The organism is Nitrobacter sp. 62-23 (assembly GCF_001897285.1).
GTDB lineage: Bacteria > Pseudomonadota > Alphaproteobacteria > Rhizobiales > Xanthobacteraceae > Nitrobacter.
Window position 1 is genome coordinate 1 of sequence record NZ_MKSM01000081.1, and the last position, 18,551, is coordinate 18,551.

An 18,551-nucleotide genomic window follows, 5' to 3' on the forward strand; every position below is an offset into this window, starting at 1 on the left:
TTTCATTCCCGCTGATATCTCCGATGAACGCGGGCGCGCCCGGCTCGGCTGGGCCTATGCCAGCACCGTGCACGGGTCGCAGGGCATGACCGTCGATCGCGCGGTGGTCCTGCTTGACCCCCAGTTCGATCGCCATGCCGTGCATGTCGCGGCAAGCCGCGCCCGTGATGAAACCCGGCTTGTCGTCGATCGCTCCCAGATCGACACGCTGATGTCGTCCCGGCTGCCGTTGGACCGCACGCGGCAGGCGGAAGCGGCTTCCGCCGAGGAGCGGCGGGCGCTGCTCGCCGGACGACTCTCGACCGGGCGCGCCAAGACCTCGACAATCGCCGTGATCGGACAAGTCGCGCTCCCGGCGAAACAGGTCCATCAGCCCCTCAATCGGCAAATGGTGGGTCGGGCAACGCAACCATCCGCCAAACCATCAGCAGCCCAGCAGGCCGCTCAATCCGTCCCGCGCCCCAGAGCGCACGATCGTAGCCGTGGGTTGGACTATGGCCGCTAAGCGGAAAGCGGTCCGCCCACTCCGCCCGGCGACAGGGCGGCGAAGGCATCCGGACAAGGAAGCCGGATGGTCGGTCGAGTTCAAGATCGACAGCACCCTCCGCGTGACCGATGCCGAGGTCCAGGCTCTGGAAACCTGGCTGGGCAGGCAGCTCGATGCGTTGTTTGAGGGTGCGCACCCGTCGCGAAACGATACGGTTGAGCCCGCCGAAGTGATGAGTCCCCCGATGCGGAAGCGGGGGTGATGATTATAAAGTTACTTGACAATATACCCATCATAGGTACTATTTTCCCCGGAATGGGTAAGCATGAGCCAGTATCGAATCTATCGAATGCGTTGTTCTCGCGTGTGCAAGCGCGAGTTCTCGGCATTTTTTTCCGGCATCCGGACCAGACCTTTCAACTGACTGAGATCTTCGCCAAGGCCGATTCGGGGCGCGGTGCGGTACAGCGGGAATTGGAAAAACTCACGGATGTGGGGATCGTCAGCATTATCCCCTTCGGTAATCGCAAGCTTTATCAGGTCAATCGAGAGTCGCCGATCTTCAACGAACTGCATCAACTCGTCTTGAAAACCACAGGCATCGCCGAACCTCTTCAAGAAGCCCTGGCTCCCTATCGTCAGCATATCACGGCGGCTTTCGTTTATGGCTCCATCGCCAAGGGCAGCGACACGGCAAGAAGCGATATCGATCTGATGATCATCGGCGAAAAACTCGGCTACAGTGAAATCTATTCCTTACTTCAGAAGGCCGAAACGGTTCTTGCCCGGCCGGTAAATCCAAATCTGATGACCATGAGTGAATGGACCAAGAAGCTGAAGGGTAAGAATTCATTCGTGGTCAAAATCCTGAGTCAGCCAAAACTCTTCATCTTTGGATCGGAAGATGAGCTTAGCACCTCTCGATAACCTCGTTAAAACCAGCGTGCTGAAAGTCGAACCGCCGGATCAAGGTGAGTTCGATGGACTCGTAAAGCTGGGAACGAACCGGCTGAAGGACGCTCATAACGAAGCGAACTCACCGGAGAGTCGTTTCGATCTTGCCTATAATGCTGCGCATTCGCTCGCACTCGCCGCGATGCGCTGGCATGGCTATCGGCCGGATCGGCAGAGGTTCGTGGTGTTTCAGGCGCTGCAGCACACCTTGGGGCTGGCTCCGGAGCAATGGCGCATTCTCGATAAAGCGCACAGCACCAGAAACCAGGCAGAGTACGAAGGCTATGCCGAAGTCGATGAACAACTGCTCGCCGAAATTCTCAAAGTCACAGACATCATCCGGAAGAAGGTCGCCGCGCTCGGTCCCATTCAACAATAAGATTCGAACCGAACGATCACACAAGTCCGCAAAATAGCCAGAGATTCCCTAATGGTCCGAAATCTGCAATCACGAACAAGTCTTGCCGCAGCGGACTGTCCCGTACCGCTGCGGGCTGCCGTCTATCTGCGTGTCTCGACCGGCAGGCAGGCGGAGGGCGAGGTGTCGATCCCCTCGCAGCACGATCTGACCACGCGGCATTGCCTGTCGAACGGCTGGTCTCTCGTCGATGAATATGTCGAGCCGGGAGCGAGCGCGACCGATGATCGGCGGCCGGTGTTTTAGGCGATGCTGGAACGCGCCTGCGATGCCGATCACCCCTATGACGTCATCGTCGTCCATTCGTTCTCGCGGTTTTTCCGCGACGGAGCCACGATGGAACTGACGATCCGCAAGCTTCGCCGCCACGGCGTCGAGGTCGTTTCGATGACGCAGCCGACCGGCACCGATCCGTCTCAGGAGATGATGCGCCAGATTATCGGCATCTTCGATGAGTACACCTCGAAGGAAAACGGCAAGAACGTCACCAGGGCGATGAAGGAGAACGCCAAGCAGGGGTTCTGGAACGGAGCCTCCCCGCCACTGGGTTACAATCTGGTCGAGGCGGAACGGCGCGGGCAGAAGATCAAGAAACACCTCGCCATCGATCCTGTCGAGGCCGAGACCGTCAGGCTGATCTTCCACCTGTATGCGGAAGGTGAGATGAGTTCCGGCACTCCACCGCTCGGCATCAAGCAATTGGTCAAATGGCTCAACAGCCATGGCTACCGGACCAAGGCAGGCGGGACCTTCGGCGTCGGTCCCCTGCACCATATCCTGACCAACACCGTCTACATCGGCCGCTGGCGATACAACGTTCGCTCGGCCAGGACCGGCGAACTCAAGCCCGTCTCGGAAATCGTCGAAATCACAACTCCCGTCATCGTCGAGCAAGACCTGTTCGATCGTGTCCAGGTTCGCCTTGTGGCCAACAACCCCAAGGTGACGGCCCCGCGCGTGGTCACCGGACCGATCCTTCTGACCGGACTTGCCAGGTGTGCGCATTGCGGCGGGGGAATGACGCAGCGAACCGGAACCTCCAGCACGGGGCGCGTCTATGCCTATTACGCCTGCGCCAGCCGTGCGCAGAAGGGACCGACAGCCTGCCGGGGAAACACGATCCGGATGGCCTTCCTGGATGATCTGGTCCTGACGGCGCTTCGGGAAAACATGTTCACGCCGGAGCGATTGACCGAACTGCTGTCGGTAATCGCCGCAAAGCGACAGGAACGTACGGTCGCTGTTGACCGCCGCCTTGCCTCCCTGAAGTCCCAGGTCGTTGACGCCGAAGGTCGCCTCAAGCGTCTTTATCGCGGGATTGAGGAAGGTATCGTCGAACTCGACGATCTTCTTCGCGAGCGGATCGCTGAGCTCAAGGCCGACCGCCAGAAGGCTCAGGCGGCCTATGACCACGCGGCGGCGCAGGCATCACCGTCAGCCGCCATCGATCCTGACAAGATCGCGGCGTTCAGCAGGCTCATGACAGACTTGCTCGCCAATGGCGAAACGCCCGCGCGCAAGGCTTACCTCCGTACCCTGATCGGCGCCATCATTGTCGGCGACAAGTCGGTGAAAATCGTCGGCAGCCGGGAGGCCGTCAGAGCGGCCGTACTCGGCAAACCCAGTCCCCTCCAGAACGTTCGTGGTTTGGGACCGGAATGGCGCGCCGCGCGCGATTCGAACTTCTATGCCGAAAGAATTATGCCGCTCCTGGGGCCAACTGGGCGAACCACTTTGACTAATGATCCAGCGCAGCCACTTCTGGCGCATGAAGAAACGGGCATCGAATAGGAAGAAACCGCCCTCTTACCTCTCAAACCTCTAAGCTCCGGGCCCTCGGATAATGCCTTGCGCTTTCGGATAAGAACGAGCCGATAGGACGGTGACTACTGTCATCGCCATATGATGGTTGCGGGGTGGCGACCCTCGATTTGAACCTACGATCTAAGTGATTGATTTTACTGGGGCAGAATAGCGTATAAAAGCAAAGACCCCAGCAACTCATTGAGTTTGCAGGGGTCTTTGGTTCGAACTGGTTGCGGGGAAGCGCAGCTACCGATACCAACATTCCTTAGAAGTGGCGATTTGAGTTACGCCATCGTAAAATTATCTCTGTGTCAAGCTAACAACCATCGCATCGATTGTCGATCTCATAGTGTCAAATCGTTGATCTCTCGCTCGATAAGTCTGAAACGATCTCTCATTTCTTCGCCTGCATAGAAATCCAAAAGATCTTCTTTCGAAAGAGTGCCCTCAACAAAGAATTTCGCCAGATACCGCTGGCTGAATTCCATTAAAAGCATGCTCTTTTCGATCTGCGCGATGATCTTCTTACAATTTTCGATATTAGAGTGAACTAGAGTTTTTATGGAAGAAACGTCAATCAAATCCTTGATAATACGATTAAGAAGGATGTTTAGGACATCGACGTCCAACGAAACTTCCTTGCTGTTAAGTGCTACGTCCCGCGCAAGCATGTACGCGATGGCGAGGTTCTTGTAGTCTCCTTTCTGTGAATCGATAATCGCAACGAAGCCTATGGCTGGCACGAACCTAACATCTTGAATTGTATTCAAGATGGAATTGTCAACCAGGGACAAATCGAACACGATGATCCCTGCTTGCCCATCTCGATTGGCCTGAGCCTCGAGGAGTTGGCTCCAAGCGGTGTCCGATTTGCGGGTAAACACATCCTTGGACTGGATGTCGCCCAGCCGGATTCCCTTATCGAATTTGCACTCGATAGCGATGCGCCGCCCTCCAACTCCATTGAGGTGGCAGACAATGTCGCCGGTCTTGTTCTTGTGAAGACGTCCCACGACTTCACCTGTCAGCTCGACGCGATCCGGCAAACGCTGCTTCTCAAGGAAGCTGACTAAGTATTCGGCGATGTCTTCCTCAGCCAACAAACCCTTCACCGACGAACGATAGAAAAGCTCTTTCTTCATGTCGAAGATGAGCTTCAAGCTTTCCAGCTCCGTCCCAAGCTCGTTGCTCGTCCGCGCGAGGAAACTAGAAAGCCTATCCTCCATCAACGCGAGTACGCCGATATAGAGGGCTTTATGGAACTGCTCGTCCCGATCGCCTATGCTAACTTTATTGAAGAACTCGAATAGAATTCGATTTTCGATCTCGAAAGACGAAACTCTAACCCGCTCCGATTTCTGATCCAGACTAACGATGCCCATGCTTAAACTTTGCTGTAGCGGTAGTGACCCTTGATCCTCGCGGCAAGGAAGCCTCCCTTGGACTCGGCGGCTTTGAACTCGTCGACTACATGCGAAGGAACGTCAAAATATTGGTAGGTGCCGCCACTATTAAATACGATCTCCAAGACCATTTGCTCGTCGTCAGATCTAATGGTGGCGATGTTGGATGAAGTGAATGGCGGAAAATCTTGCCAAGCCACTGCTATTCTCCTTTTGTTTCGTTCTTCGCGTTGATCATCGGATTTTGTGATAGCCACGTCTCGACGAAGGGTTGATAGTCAGGGTTCTCCAGCTTTTTGGTGTTCCATCCGCCGGGCGTCATAGATTCGTCAGGCGGCAACTCATCACAGACGACAGGGTCCTGGCTGTCAGGACGGCGATCCTTTGGAGGAGCATGAATCATCGTCCGCATAGGCAGTCCAACCGCCTCACCTAGAATGATCGCCTCTCCAGTCCTCAGGATCGGTAGCATGTTCGTCAATCCCTCCAGATTGTCGGGCAACGCTCCGGTCACGTGCGATCGGTCCGACGAGTTGCTTAGCCGCATGGCGAAGAAGGTTCCGCACTGGGAAAGAATGGTGGAGTTGATCTCGGAAGGACGTTGGCTGACAATCATCGCTCCGATCCCGTATTTACGTCCTTCTTTGACGATCCGTTGCGTGACGATTGAGGCGGCACCGTCAAAATTGTCGTTGAGATAAGCATGAGCCTCCTCCATCACGACCAATAGCGGGCGCTCCCGACCACCTTCCGACTGGTTCCTTGCCCAAAACAATCCATCGTAGAGAACTCGAAGCACATTGCCGATGATGTCGTTGGTCATAGTCGATGGAACACCGGACAGGTCGAGAATGGTGACCGGTTTCGGGCTCCCAAGCCATTCCTTCATGAGGACGGTTAGACCACTGACGACCTTACCATCGAGATCGGGATGCCAATGGCCGGCCCGAAGGAGGAAATCGTATCGTGAGATTCGCAGCTTCGACCCGAGGGATTCCAGCTGACTTCGAAGATTGAGCCCGTCTGGGATATAGTTGATCTTCTCCGGATCTTCTTTGACGTTTTTGACCTTCTTGAATCTCGGGGGAGTCCCGGCCTGAGCATCGCCAAGGATAGGCTTTCCATCGGCGCCGATTTCGTAGGCCCAATTCGCTGGGTCGGACGCACTACCTTTGCTGCTGTAGTAGGTTCCAAATTCGGTACAATATAATTCGTGCCAAAGCTTGTTGAGTGAGAACGGGACAGGGCTGTCAGCACTAACGGTGTCCGCCGTCACCCCGTCAATCGGATTGGTCCTCAGGGTCCTCGCTTTGGCCTCGATTACCCGCTCAAGAATGATGTTCTTGGCCTTGCCATCCGTCGGTAGCGAGCCGAAGGTAACTCGCACGAGTTCGTCGAAGCTTAAAGCCCAGAATGGGATGCAGAGCCTGCGCTCAGTGTCTCTGCGCTCGTCTGGGTTGACCTTGAAGACGTTGGCCCGATCCCCCAAAGCACGCGAGTATTCTCCGTGAAGATCCAGCACGACGATCCGTGCGGAGGGGAAACGTTCGGTGTCCGAAAGAACATTCAAGATGCCGGCGACGGTAGTCGACTTACCGGAACCGGTCGTGCCTACAATAGCAGAGTGGCGAGTAACCAGCTTGTTGATGTCGACAAGAGCGTCGATCGATTCGCTGCCAGCGATGTGACCTATTCTAACGAAGTGGTTTTGCCTGCCGGACCTTCCGTAAATCGAATGGAGGTCAGATTCGGAGACAAGATGCACCTCATCATCAATGGTAGGATACTGCGAAATGCCTCGTTGAAACTTTCCAGACCTGTAACCTTCGCCGATGAGCTGTACGGTCATCCAGCGTTGGCCATTCGGCATCACCTTGGCCATGCTTTCCGGCACGGCGCTCGCACCGACCTGCGAGACGATGCCGAACAGGTCTACATAGCCGATCGGAATCTTTACGAAGCTACCGATCTGGCCGATTCTATAACCCTGCCCGCCTACAAAGCTTAAGCCCGAGAAGCGATCTGCCCGTAAGGTCACGCTGACAGAAGTTCCGCTCACATCTTGAACGGCACCGATGACGGTAGCATCGCTCGCGCTGTTAGGTTTCATCCGACGGTTCCTGCTCACCAGCAACGCCACGAAGCAGGCTTCCTAAGATAGCGAAGTCGCCTAACCGGACCGATACCGTCGTCCCATCCGTGACCAGTACGTTTTGTGGTAGTGCAAGTTCATCGACGCCGTCAGCTCGCCAACCTCCCAGATTGCGGCCGATAATCGCTTTGTCAAAGGCCAGCACGCTTAGGTTGGGCGTCGACAGTGCGCATTTGCGGCCGCGATCGTATTTTGCGTCGTCCAGATCGCCGTACATAAACGCGAAAACGTGGGCGGTCGAATTGGTCTCCAGGCTCCGGCAAATGACGTCGTTGATATGCTCGTCAGCGAATGAGTACCCACATATGAACAGTAACGACGAAGGTCTCAGTAAGAACGCTTTGAGACGGTCGAGCATTGCAAGATAGGGCATTTTGCGGCTCTGATCGTATTTTAAATGCGACGGATAGATCAGGTAGGACCGGCTATCTTTTTTCTCATTGCTTCGGATCACAGCTCCGTTGGTATCAAGTCGCCAGTTTAGCGATCCGTGAATCTTCCAGAGGCGCGCCCAACGCGGTGGGAGAGCTTCTTCGTCTTCGACGGCACCTAGGTCGAAGAACGCCTTGCGCGTTCCGACGAAACCGTCGAAATACGGTGCCGAGCTTTCCTCCAAGGCTTGCTCAAGCAGCAAATCATAGTTGGTTGTAAACAGGTGAACTGGTTGCGCTCGACGGATCGAGCGGCTCCAAATCGCCAGATTGTGGTAGGGGGTGTCACGGTGTGGCAACTCCCTGTCGACCTGCTCCGAAATTACACCGCAAATTTGCTCGTCGAGACTCTTGAGCTCTTCGGCGGACATGCCGCGAACCATACCCTTGCCGGCCACACCGTTCAGTTGCCGAATCCTGCTGAGCAGCAGTTCGATGTTCTTTTCATCGGCGCCATCTTCCTCAGCCGCCTTTACGATCCTATCCCAGGCGGATGGCTCCCCGTTCTTCTTGCTCGTGAGGGTATCCGAAATGATCGCTGTCAACCCACTGACATCCTGGATCAGCGGTTCGTTCTTCGGCTGCCCGTCAACGACCTTTTCAATGCGCACCGACAGTGGACAGCCGGCACCGACGAAGAATGCGATTGGCTTCCGGTTCTGTGATAAGGCCTGTTGAATGAAACTGACCTGGCGGCCTGGGTCGTGGGACTGCATAGTCGAACATCCAATCTCTGCGTAGATGAGTAATTCTTTGGCTAACGAATACTAGGGGCGTCTCAATGGTTCGGACGTTGCAATACTCTGCTTTTATTGGATTTCACAGGAAGCGCGCGTCAGCTGACCAAGCCCTCGCTAGAATACCGTAGAAGCACGCTGTTGAGTGACCGCGCTCAAGCACATTGAGAATTGTCTGTCCGCACCAGCAACTGCCATCGGGTGCCTGCCTTTGCAAGCGCCTGAACCCGCCCTCGGGAAAGAAGACGTTTAACACCTGACTGGCGCTCAAATCGGGCGGCAATGCTGCTTCGTTTTGTATGTCATTACGCTTGCATTTTTGAGCAACGGATTCCACAGCCAGCAGCTTGATCACGCCTGCTAGCAAGCTGACAGCATGTGTCCAACACCGACGCTCCATCAGTTCAAGCAGCATCGAATTGACCAGATGTGGATGATCGGAAAGACCGATTTTCGTTTTGACGGTGATTACGCTTCTGCGGATCGTCGCCAAAACTCCAAATGCCAGAACCGCATCATAAGGGGACGCAATCCTTCCCAGCGAATTCCGCCAACTATATCTGCAACCTCGTTCCAAACCAGCCGCGCCCCGGTAGGATTGGACTTTATCAACACCGCATAGAAGCGTTCTCGCGCGCGCGCCAACTTCACATTCTTTTCCACCATATGGTTTCGATAGGCGTCGTACCCGCCACGGGCTGAGCGGGGCCGTGCTCCGGAGGCTCCAATCCAGATCTTCCGCTGATACGATTTTGGTTTCCATTCAGGCGTGAACTGTTTGGAAACAGGCCCTGGCAATAGCCTATGAAGCCGAAAGCGTGGTGCACCGGCCTTGCGTGCGGCTGTGATAACCTCGCCATCCAAGCCGAGAATCTGGCCACCGTTCCGAAGGTAAGTATCTTTGAAAGTGCGCCGTTCAAGCTGCTGCTCGAAGCCGCCAGCCGACTGTCCGGTACGGGCGGAAATTGAACGATAAGCTGCCGTTCGGCTGTTAACCCCAATTCCGCATTGATGCCGGTTCGCATGACAGTCGCCGTTCGTTCAGCACGTACTGGGGCGGGCGGGCCTGGAGCCAGAGGCAGACTGGCAACGGCTACGCTGTCCAAGGGCGAAGCGAACATATTGCCACCATGTGTCGAAATTTCCAGCCGCTCCGAACCAGACCTGTTCGATATGGGCCAGGAACAGATTGCCGATCATGGCTCTTTCGTAAACGAAGGGTGCGTCATCCCTGTCAAGCGCAACGCGCCGTTGAAGTTAGTGGCTTTTCAGTAGCCGGCGTTAACAACGACTGAATAAACTTGCTTGATCTGCCATCCTATTCAATAGTCCAGTTCATCCTCGTTGCCACAGGGACGCAGATCCTCAGGAGCAAGAGAAGGGCTTGGTGCGGGGGGGCGCAATTGCCATTCTACATTAGAAAATCGGTTTCGGCAGGCCCATTCCGCTTCAATTTCTCAAAGTCGGGGGTCGGTGTTTCCGTTGGCGTGAAAGGCCTGCGAATAGGAACTGGGCCTCGTGGGCACTACATCCATGGAGGTCGCGGGGGCCTCTATTATCGGGCGACGCTTGGTCGTGCTGGGCAAGATCGGCAGTCGGTAGTTTCACCGCAACAATCACCATTGCCATGGGCGATGTTAGACAACGATGATGTTGCGATGATCGAGATCGAGTCCGGCGATATTATGCAAATGCGCGATGAGTCGTTTTCGGAGCTGCTCGACGAAATAAACTCTAAGGCCAGACAAACGCGCATGTCTGCGGCATTTTTCTGGACCGCTCTCGCAATCAGTGGGATGTCGGGCCTTGCGACAGGCGGACCAGGACTGTTTCTTTGCGTCGCTGCGCTACCGGCGGCGGGGATCGGTAAGTGGCTGGACTCTTATCGCAGGACATCGGTGCTCTATTACGACCTCGAAGGGGACGCAGAGACAGCCTATCGTCGCCTCGTAGAAGGGTTTGACGGCCTCATTGAGTGTGCCGCCAAATGGCATATTGAAGCCGGAGGCGCAGTTCAGAGTCTAACGGCATGGAAGCGCAACGCGGGAGCCTCGCACCTCGTAAACAGAAAGGTGACCACCCTCACCTACAATCTCCCCGCGGTAATAAAGAGCAATGTGACCCCTCCTGCCCTACATGTGGGCAAGCAGATCATGTTCTTTATGCCCGACATTGTGCTCATGCAGGACGGTAGCCGCGTGGGGGCGGTCAACTACGCTGACCTAAATGTGCGGTGGCAGGATTCTAGGTTTATCGAAACCGAACGCGTACCACGCGACGCTAAGATCGTAGGTCATACTTGGAAACATCCAAACAAGAGGGGCGGACCCGACCGGCGCTTCAGGGACAACAGACAGATTCCGATCTGCCTGTATGAAGCGATGCACCTCACAAGCAACAATGGCGTACACGAGCTTGTAGAGTTTTCAAGGACCGGGGTGGTGGCGGCTTTTGTGGATGGTTGCCGAAAGCTTGCAGCGCTGCCGCGGCAACGTACGGTCGCGTTGCCATCGGCACCTACGAACGATGCCGTTGATGTTGCTCCCGTCGCCACGAATGCGAGAAAGCGCAGCCCTCTCAAAGTCGCAATATTAGCTGTTCTTGGCGTCCTTGTGGGCATTCCAGTACTTGCCGTCGTTTTCGGATCCGATAGAAAAAAGGCGGACACTGGATTGCCACCAACCTTAAGCGTGGAGATATCCAACACCATATCCGGAACAGAGAAGGGTGTTACTCCGACCGAAGAAATCGCACCCGATCCCGCCCGTCAAGTAGCGACAGTCGCTGCAGCCAACGTGGTGCAATCGGAACCGGTCACTAAGGAAGAAGCCGAACAAGCCACGATACGCTATACAAAGACTGCGGTGAACCTGCGCGATGGACCTGGCACCACATTCGCTGTAATTACCGTCGTCCCGGAAGGGATCGGCATCTCGGTTATGGAAGTCAAGGGAGCATGGAGTCGGGTAAGGGTAAACGAGAATACGGCCGGCTGGATGGCGAACTCTACGATCGCCGAACATTGATCGACGTTCTGCAAAACTCGCTGACGTTTAGACCCGCAAAAAGTAGCGCTGATAGTTAGCGATCATTGATTTGATTAACCCGACGATGGCAACTTTTAAGATCAACGTTTCGCCGGGTCACCATCTGGACTGAGAGGCATCGCCGCAACGGTTCGTTGACAAGAGTAAGGACAGTATTGCAGCCGCACCACCATAAGTACCGCACCGTATTCTCGAACTTGTTATGCCCAAGCAGAATCTGGATGGCGCACAGGTTGCCCGTCGCTTTGTAGATCATTGCAGCCTTTGTCCTGAGCAGTGAGTGCGTGTGCGCGAGCGGTCGATCGCCAAGCAATGGGACTAAAATGAAACCGTGCCGATGGCCGGACAGCCTTCACACCGCCAGCGCGCTTCCAGCGAGCAGAAACATTGCACGTCCCAGCGAGGCCACCATCCTCGGATCGCGTTCGCACAATGCCTCCATCACCACACGGACATTGAGAGCCTCACTCTCCGGCGTGAGGTAAGCGAACCCTGTCGCGACTTTTCCGATCTCGCGATAGTAAATCGCGAGATCTTCGTGGGCGGCGCATGCTCTCATCGCCAACAGCATAAGTGCCAGTATCTGATTGGATTCAGAATCGCCCGTCACCAAGCGAGTGCATCGTGTAACAACCGCGTCGGCGAGTGTCGCGCTTCTGGTTATGGAAGCAACGTAAGCGCAACATTTAAGTATCTGGCTCGCGCTTTTTGGCGAAGCAAGCTCGTCATTAGACCCCTCAAGCAGCCGCATCAACTCAGGAATATGGCTAGTGCCAACGGCTCCCGCATACGCGACGATCAAAAGACCGGGCGCTTCCTTGAACGAGTTACGCTCCTCAAGAAGTGCTTGGACCTTCTCCACATCCGCATCTCGTCTCTGCGCCCATGCAACCGCCGAAAATCCATCGTGTGGCCCGGGGAAGAACGCTGATAATTTTGGATTTAATCGGCTAAATGCCAGTTCGATTCGGGCCTTCCATGGGGCGGGGATTTTTCTCTTGCCAATCCGGCCAAGCGCGTTGAGACATCGACCAGTGATTTCAGCCGTGATCGACTTCGGCCCAATCCACTCTGATTCCCAACGAGGCTCTTCCCTTGCGTCAGGGATTGTCTCCCACGTATAGAGGCCGCTGGATCCATCGACAGCCCACTTCAGAAATTTCTTGGTATCCGAGATAGCTGACAGGGCATTCGTCAGCACCCCTGCGTGAGCAAGAGCAGCGAGACGGAACCAATAGAGGTTCGCCCCATAGCGATTTGAGAGCGGGCGAAGGCGAACACTCGATATCAGCGCGCAAGCCGAAAAAACCTCACATCGTTGCTCAAACCAGCTTTCGTCCTTGAAAATCCTGTCCAGGAACCGATGTCCCATTACCACGGCAGTGTTATCACCGGCGCGATAACGCTCAACGCAGATTTCAAAACCGAACAGTAAAGAAAAAGGATCAAGAGCATCCAGCAATGACTCGACATCGCTGAGAGGGATGCTGGCCATCCGTTGCAACGGCATTACGTTTGCAGAGAGGCACCCGAAGGCGAGCCGCCTAAGTCCGACAATTCCCTTACTAAGCAAAAAATCTTGAAATAACGTTGGTTGCTTTTCGTGGTACGGGACAATTGCATCATCAACAATTGGTCCTACAAGACGCTCGAAGTAACGCCGTTCACGAGGAACCATATTGTCGTTGTTTAGTTTTTGCGGCCTCGATAGCGCGGATGCAAAGGCTTCTGGCGTCTCTCTTAAAGCTTCCACCAGCTTTACGAACCGAACCTCATCAACCTGCCCTAATCTCAAGACCTTCTGCCAGTCCTTCTCCTCATCCGGCAGCAACGGATGTTTCTTGAGCATGCTAGCGAGAGTAACCGCCCGCTTTCGAGAAGAGGCACTAAATACGCCTGCCTCCGAAATTTTCATATTCAGAGCGGCGAACTCTATAAGCACGGAGCTCGACCGATCGACGGAAAGCTTGACTCTCGCACGCGAGCCGTCAGCCAGAACCAGTTGGGAAGAACGCTTTCCGACCAAGGCGTTTTTCACGCACTTCACGAAACTTGTCAGCTCCACCTCTCGAACGCCGTTAAGCGTTAATACGGTTCGTAAACGTATCCCAGCCGCAGCAGCAAACCCTTTGACATTTAGGATATCCCTCTGAGAATCAGCATGAAGGGCATGAACGAGGCGCCGGACCAGCATCTGTCGGATGCCCAAGGGCGGCCCATCCTTTTTCTCAATCAGCTCCCGCAAAAATCCTGCAGCCTGCTCGATTGCTGCCCCGTAGATTTCTGGTTGTGCTGACCGACAAGACCTCAGGAGACGATCTTCCACCCAAGTGCCATAGCGTTGCTCCATCTCAACGCGCGAAAATGGACTGGTCATCAAACTCGCTAACTGGATTATTGCCATTTGTTTCGCGGCGCTCCAGGCGCGTTCGTCAGCGGAATTACGCACCCATGCAAGAGGATTTGGGAGGAGACCAAGAAGCCAGTCTGCGCGCGCAATAACTCCAGTGGAAAACCGCCTGTCGCTCCACAGCATCCTAAGAACCTGGAAGATCACCAGTCTGCAGTGGTTAAACCAGGGAAGTTCGGCCTCGACAAATGTCTGGTTCTCGTATGCAACCGTGAGGCTGCGCCGAATAGCCGTCAATTCGGGCGTCTCTACCAGTCGTTTGTTCTCGATCCCTGCCCGGGCCAGTTCCCGTTTGAGTTCGTCCGTGTTAAACGGCACGGGATGATATCCTGCCGCTCGCAGCCGGTGGTAATTTTCATAGACTTGCATCTCGGAAAGCTGCCCGCGGCCATTAAGCGCCTGAATTAGATCAAGCGTCGTGGCACACGGCACGCTTCGCGTTCCATCAGACCAGCGGCCTTCATGAACAAGGTAGCGGTCATCACATACAACAGCATCCACTTGGGAGAGATTCGACATAATATCAATGGAGGGAAGTTTCACTTCAAACTTCTCAAGCTCATCGTCCTCTGTCGCTGAGCCGGTTAGCTGCCGACGCCCCGTGAATCTGACCCCGGAGCCTGCTTCTATGGATGCGTTGAGCGTCGCACAGATACGTTCAACTGCGGCCAGAAGATCTGCGGACGCTTCTGAGCCACGGATCACGTCATCGTAGTGCCTTTCAACCTCCCCGAGAACGAATACCCCCTTCACTGACTGCGCGAGAACATCGAGGAGGCCAACATGGTGAAGATAGACGACAGTCAACTGATCCAGGTAGAGAACGGACCGTTTTGTTATCCGCTTGGACTTGAAGGACCAACCCCGATCAACGTGCCTCAGATAGGTCTGCGCCCCTTCCGCTACGGATTTGGTAACCTTGCCGCTCAGGAAGCGCAAAACCTTAAGCGTATCGATCATACAATCGGAAAACGCGCTCATATCGACGGTTTCTTCCAGAAGTGACCGAAGTTTAAACACCGGGGCGCTACGCACCACGATCGCCTTGTTTTCTCGAGCGGTGTTTAGCAACTGGTGCAAATCTGGATCGATATCGAAGGACACACTTTCGGCGACGCTCATCCGCGCGGATTTAATAACCTTGAGTCGCTTTTTTCCAATCAGCTCCTTAATATGACGAGCTTTCGCCACCTCTGACGGCTGCTTGAAGCGAATGAACTGCTTGTCGATGAAAAGAGAACTCAGGGTGGAGGGCGCTATGCAGACCTGATCGAATGCACCAATAACCTTGCCCAGCAAGCCCAGATGATCGAGCGTAAAAAGAGCCGTTATGTCGACGGCGATGCGACGTATACTATCAAGGCTATTGGGTGCTCTGCCACCCGAGAAGGCAAGGATAGGAAACTGCCGCTTCGGGTTAGCTGATAGTTCGTTCCTTCTTGCCGTGCCAACAAACAACTCGACCGGCTGACGATTGAGGGCGCGGGCCGCAACATCAAGTGGGATTTTTGCCTGAGCCAACAGATCGCTGGTATTCTCCACTCTCTCATTCCAGCTAGGCGCCTTATTGACGATCTCCTGAAGCTTGACCGCTTGAATCGGGCCAGTTGGACCAGAAAGCTGAATAGCTCTTTGAAACCATTCGTGCGCGCGTGATTCCTGGTACTCTTCTCCTCTGTCCAAAGAAAGCTGATAGGCAGCGAGGTAGGGCTCCGGCTTGTCCGGCGCTGCAGCGATCGCGGCATCCCTGAACTGATCGACATACGTGCTCCCGCTTTCGAAGGCGAGGCGCGCAAGCCGCATAAGCGAGGCGGCGTCAAGTTGCGGAATCAGCGGCACCTCACGCGCAACGATCGATTGCATATAGCCCCAATCGCCCGTTTCCATCGCAGTATTGATGTCCAGTTCCCGGTCGTTGGCGTCGTGACGCCGACCAACGAGTTCTCTTGCGATACCTCTCGCCTCTAGGACTCGGCCTAGGTGAAAAAGCGCCCAGCCCTTAACCGATGAAAATTCATCCTTGCACGAATGAAGCTCGGGATAGGCGTCGGCAAGATCGACAACCTCTTGGTATTTCCGTTCAACGAAAAATGCTCTTTGAGCAAGTTCATAGTCTTCCTTCCGCTGGTCCTCCTTAACCAGTATGGGAGCGTACTTCACCAGTTCCGCGAAATTCTTCTCCCTAAACAGATTGGCTACCAAAAGCCGCAGATACGAGAGCTCATTCGTGGTCTCATAAAGATTGCGAATACGCTCTGTCTCGTTACCCTCCTCAACAGAGGCAATGAGGGCCTCTATAATCGCCGCAGCCTCGGCGCTCAGCACATCCTTACGATGTTCTTTGACCCGTGCTTTGGCATCCGAGAAGCGGCCAATTCGAGCTAATGCTTCTGCTTCGATCTGAGCGAGGAATTCAAGGGAAAGGTCCTGACGAGAAAAGACTTCCGCGCGGTGCTCGTCGAAATAGTCGACCAGCTTTCTAACATCGCGGCTAAACCAAGCGAACAAAAACAAGGTGTACTGGTCATCCGCTGTAGCCTGGCCAACTTCGTGCTTGGCATTCAACGAACGGATAAGCGCATCGCGATTAAACGGGATTTCGTAGGCAAGTGCCAACCGGACCCGGCGCAGGGTCTTGTCCGGATTTTTGATCTCTTCTTCAATCTGTCGCCGCGCGTTATCGGCGGTGGATGTATTCTCCAGACGCAACCAGAGTATCTGCTCTTCAAGATACGGATCGCAAAGTTCAAGATTCAGCGACTTGATGCTTACCCGCGCAGCTTCCAACTCTTGGCGCGCCCTGACGATATTGGCTTGCGTTTGAGGGATGCTCGCAAATTGAAGCATCCTCGGATTGATCGGCAACCCCTGGAAGAGCACCCCGCGCTGGTCACTGGGAAGCACGGCAGCAAGCAGAAGGCTGGCTCGAATGGTCCGAAGTGCAGGATAGTTCTCGAACCAATCTTCAGATAAGGTTTCCGCCTCGGCAAGGGCCGTCTGATAGTCGCCCATCTCCGTTCGACGTAGCAGCATGTTGAGCGAACCGGCTGCTCCAAGATCGCGAATAGTGTAGCCCTGTTGCGTCATCCAGGAGAGTGCTTCAGCAGCACCTTTGAGGCGAGCAGTCAAATTGAATCTGGCGGCGCGTGCATCAGGTCGGTCAATTTTGGCCAGACGCTTCTGGGTTTCGTCACTATTGCCCTCGGCATCGGGTAACAAGGCATCATAAAGTGACGAATCAGCTAGGCCGAGCTTGAGCGCCTCGCCGTGAAAACATTTTGCACGGTCGATAGTCTCGTGCACTAGATTCGCTCTGGCAGCGCGCTCCAAAGTGTCAGCGCGCAATTCAGGCGGCGCGTTCACCAAATCGCCAAGGGTGACCCGAGCGCTCACCTTAGCCAGCTCTTGCGCTGTCTCGGCTTCGCCGAATCCGCGTCTTTTGTTCATCCATTCCAACTCGGCTTTGAGCTGCCGCTCTGCCAATTCTGGAGGGAAGGCAAACGTCTGAATGGACGTTTGCCGCTGAATCTGTTCCGCGATGCCCTGGACTTGCGCCGCCGTGGGTTGCGTCCTCTGAACCCGGGCCACTTCTTCAAGCTGTGTTTGGACTGCTTGGAACGCCGGGCTCCATCCAGGATCAAATGCCTGTCTGGCACTGGAATACTCATCGATGCGCTCTTCCAGCGTTTCCCAACCCCAGACTTCAATGCGGATTTTTCTGCCCTTCTTGGCTTGCGCAAGTGAAAGCTCCTGCGCGAGCTGGTCCAGCTTCCTATCATTCGGGGCGCTCGTGATAATGATGTACTCTTGCAGCTTCGGCGAGTATTTGAGCGCCTTCCTCACCTCAGTTCGCACTTCATCGGCTGTTAATGTGCGCGTGGGAGCACGCTTCTTGCACTGGATACCGACGATCTTGCTGACCTTCCCGCCGCGGTAGCCAACTATATCAACACCGAATTGCTTCTGGCCGTCGCGGCCCAAGCGTTTCACTGAGGGGTCGTTTAAAATCTCACGGAACAGAACGACTGCTTTTCGCTCAAAATCCGCGTCATTTTTTGGAATAGGAATGTGGGTCGGCGCACTTCCTGCCATGGCTTGCCAGACTTCCCTAACGCGTCCTCAATTGAATTTCTTGTCAATTTAGTGCGGGCGGACCGGACTCGAACCAGCATAGGCCTTGCGGCCCCATGAATTTTCGTACCATTTCGGCTTTCGCTGCCGCCATCTGGCGTTTGCGGTCTGGACTATCCCTTCACCTGACTCGAGAGCTCTAGGTGCTGCCCGCCGGCCAAGCACGAGCTTGCAACCGCTGGCCGGGTCTCGCTCAAGCGACTAGCATCAGAGCCTCTAACCTGCCACACACCCGCGATTACTTCATGTCGCTTTTCCACGGATTACATACTCCGACTGCAAGTGGCTAGTTTACTTCGTCTACCATCCCTAAGGCGGGATTGAGAGCCAGCGCTGGACCAAACTCGACCGTTCCCTCAAAGCCCGCTTTTGGATCAGACGCTATCGGGCTGGACCACGGGGAAGCGACGCAAAGAGGCCATCCCCGAGACTGAGACCATCTGAGTACGTCTTTGGGTCGATTGTGTTGAAGAAGTCGCCTTTTAATCTGGCAAGACGTAGCGATTGAAGGCGGTCGTAAACGGCACGCTACGATCTAGAAGTATAACGGCGGAAGTCCAATGAGACCGCCTTCC

The 18,551-nt window shown here is 55.0% G+C and carries 12 protein-coding genes and 3 pseudogenes; 8 read left to right on the forward strand and 7 right to left on the reverse strand.

The window, feature by feature from the left end; genetic code table 11:
- From BGO16_RS06905 to BGO16_RS06925, 5 genes and pseudogenes are all read left to right on the forward strand, one after another.
- A partial coding sequence (locus tag BGO16_RS06905) for a helicase C-terminal domain-containing protein (RefSeq protein WP_292617877.1) occupies positions 1-505 on the forward strand: 505 nt, incomplete at its 5' end.
- Between the two features lie 243 nt (positions 506-748).
- A complete protein-coding gene (locus BGO16_RS06910; RefSeq protein WP_292617914.1) occupies positions 749-1,414 on the forward strand; it encodes a nucleotidyltransferase domain-containing protein in 666 nt (221 codons plus the stop codon).
- A gap of 16 nt (positions 1,415-1,430) precedes the next feature.
- On the forward strand, positions 1,431-1,820 hold the full coding sequence (locus tag BGO16_RS06915) for a hypothetical protein (RefSeq protein WP_292617878.1): 390 nt from the start codon (positions 1,431-1,433) through the stop codon (positions 1,818-1,820).
- Positions 1,821-1,871: 51 nt separating this feature from the next.
- Positions 1,872-2,366: pseudogene (locus tag BGO16_RS06920) on the forward strand (recombinase family protein); the annotation flags it as partial.
- Complete coding sequence (locus BGO16_RS06925; RefSeq protein ID WP_292617915.1) at positions 2,355-3,650, forward strand: recombinase family protein; 1,296 nt, start codon at positions 2,355-2,357, stop codon at positions 3,648-3,650. The pseudogene BGO16_RS06920 and the gene BGO16_RS06925, both read left to right, overlap by 12 nt.
- Positions 3,651-4,009: 359 nt before the next feature.
- Here BGO16_RS06925 and BGO16_RS06930 read toward each other — a convergent pair whose 3' ends face one another.
- From BGO16_RS06930 to BGO16_RS06950, 5 genes are all read right to left on the reverse strand, one after another.
- Positions 4,010-5,047 (reverse strand): hypothetical protein, encoded by a 1,038-nt coding sequence (locus tag BGO16_RS06930; protein WP_292617879.1) that lies wholly within the window; start codon positions 5,045-5,047, stop codon positions 4,010-4,012.
- Between the two features lie 2 nt (positions 5,048-5,049).
- Positions 5,050-5,268: a KTSC domain-containing protein gene (locus BGO16_RS06935; protein WP_292617880.1), complete on the reverse strand. Its 219-nt coding sequence runs from the start codon at positions 5,266-5,268 to the stop codon at positions 5,050-5,052.
- A gap of 2 nt (positions 5,269-5,270) precedes the next feature.
- On the reverse strand, positions 5,271-7,208 hold the full coding sequence (locus BGO16_RS06940) for a DUF87 domain-containing protein (protein WP_292617881.1): 1,938 nt from the start codon (positions 7,206-7,208) through the stop codon (positions 5,271-5,273).
- Positions 7,168-8,367 (reverse strand): SIR2 family protein, encoded by a 1,200-nt coding sequence (locus BGO16_RS06945; RefSeq protein ID WP_292617882.1) that lies wholly within the window; start codon positions 8,365-8,367, stop codon positions 7,168-7,170. The genes BGO16_RS06940 and BGO16_RS06945 overlap by 41 nt, the downstream gene beginning before the upstream one ends.
- 103 nt (positions 8,368-8,470) lie before the next feature.
- On the reverse strand, positions 8,471-8,881 hold the full coding sequence (locus tag BGO16_RS06950) for a hypothetical protein (RefSeq protein WP_292617883.1): 411 nt from the start codon (positions 8,879-8,881) through the stop codon (positions 8,471-8,473).
- A gap of 311 nt (positions 8,882-9,192) precedes the next feature.
- Here BGO16_RS06950 and BGO16_RS06955 point away from each other — a divergent pair, with 311 nt between their 5' ends.
- The 3 genes and pseudogenes from BGO16_RS06955 (at position 9,193) to BGO16_RS06960 (ending at position 11,414) form a co-directional block, all read left to right on the forward strand.
- Complete coding sequence (locus tag BGO16_RS06955; RefSeq protein WP_292617884.1) at positions 9,193-9,357, forward strand: hypothetical protein; 165 nt, start codon at positions 9,193-9,195, stop codon at positions 9,355-9,357.
- A 434-nt stretch (positions 9,358-9,791) separates the two neighbouring features.
- A pseudogene (locus BGO16_RS18115) lies at positions 9,792-9,938 on the forward strand (DUF4236 domain-containing protein); the annotation flags it as partial.
- Between the two features lie 84 nt (positions 9,939-10,022).
- On the forward strand, positions 10,023-11,414 hold the full coding sequence (locus BGO16_RS06960; RefSeq protein ID WP_292617885.1) for an SH3 domain-containing protein: 1,392 nt from the start codon (positions 10,023-10,025) through the stop codon (positions 11,412-11,414).
- A 193-nt stretch (positions 11,415-11,607) separates the two neighbouring features.
- Here BGO16_RS06960 and BGO16_RS06965 read toward each other — a convergent pair.
- Positions 11,608-11,724 (reverse strand): annotated as a pseudogene (locus BGO16_RS06965) (integrase); the annotation flags it as partial.
- A gap of 63 nt (positions 11,725-11,787) precedes the next feature.
- The gene (locus tag BGO16_RS06970; RefSeq protein WP_292617886.1) at positions 11,788-17,937 is read right to left on the reverse strand and encodes a hypothetical protein; all 6,150 of its coding nucleotides are present in this window, start codon (positions 17,935-17,937) and stop codon (positions 11,788-11,790) included.
- Positions 17,938-18,551: the final 614 nt, after the last annotated feature.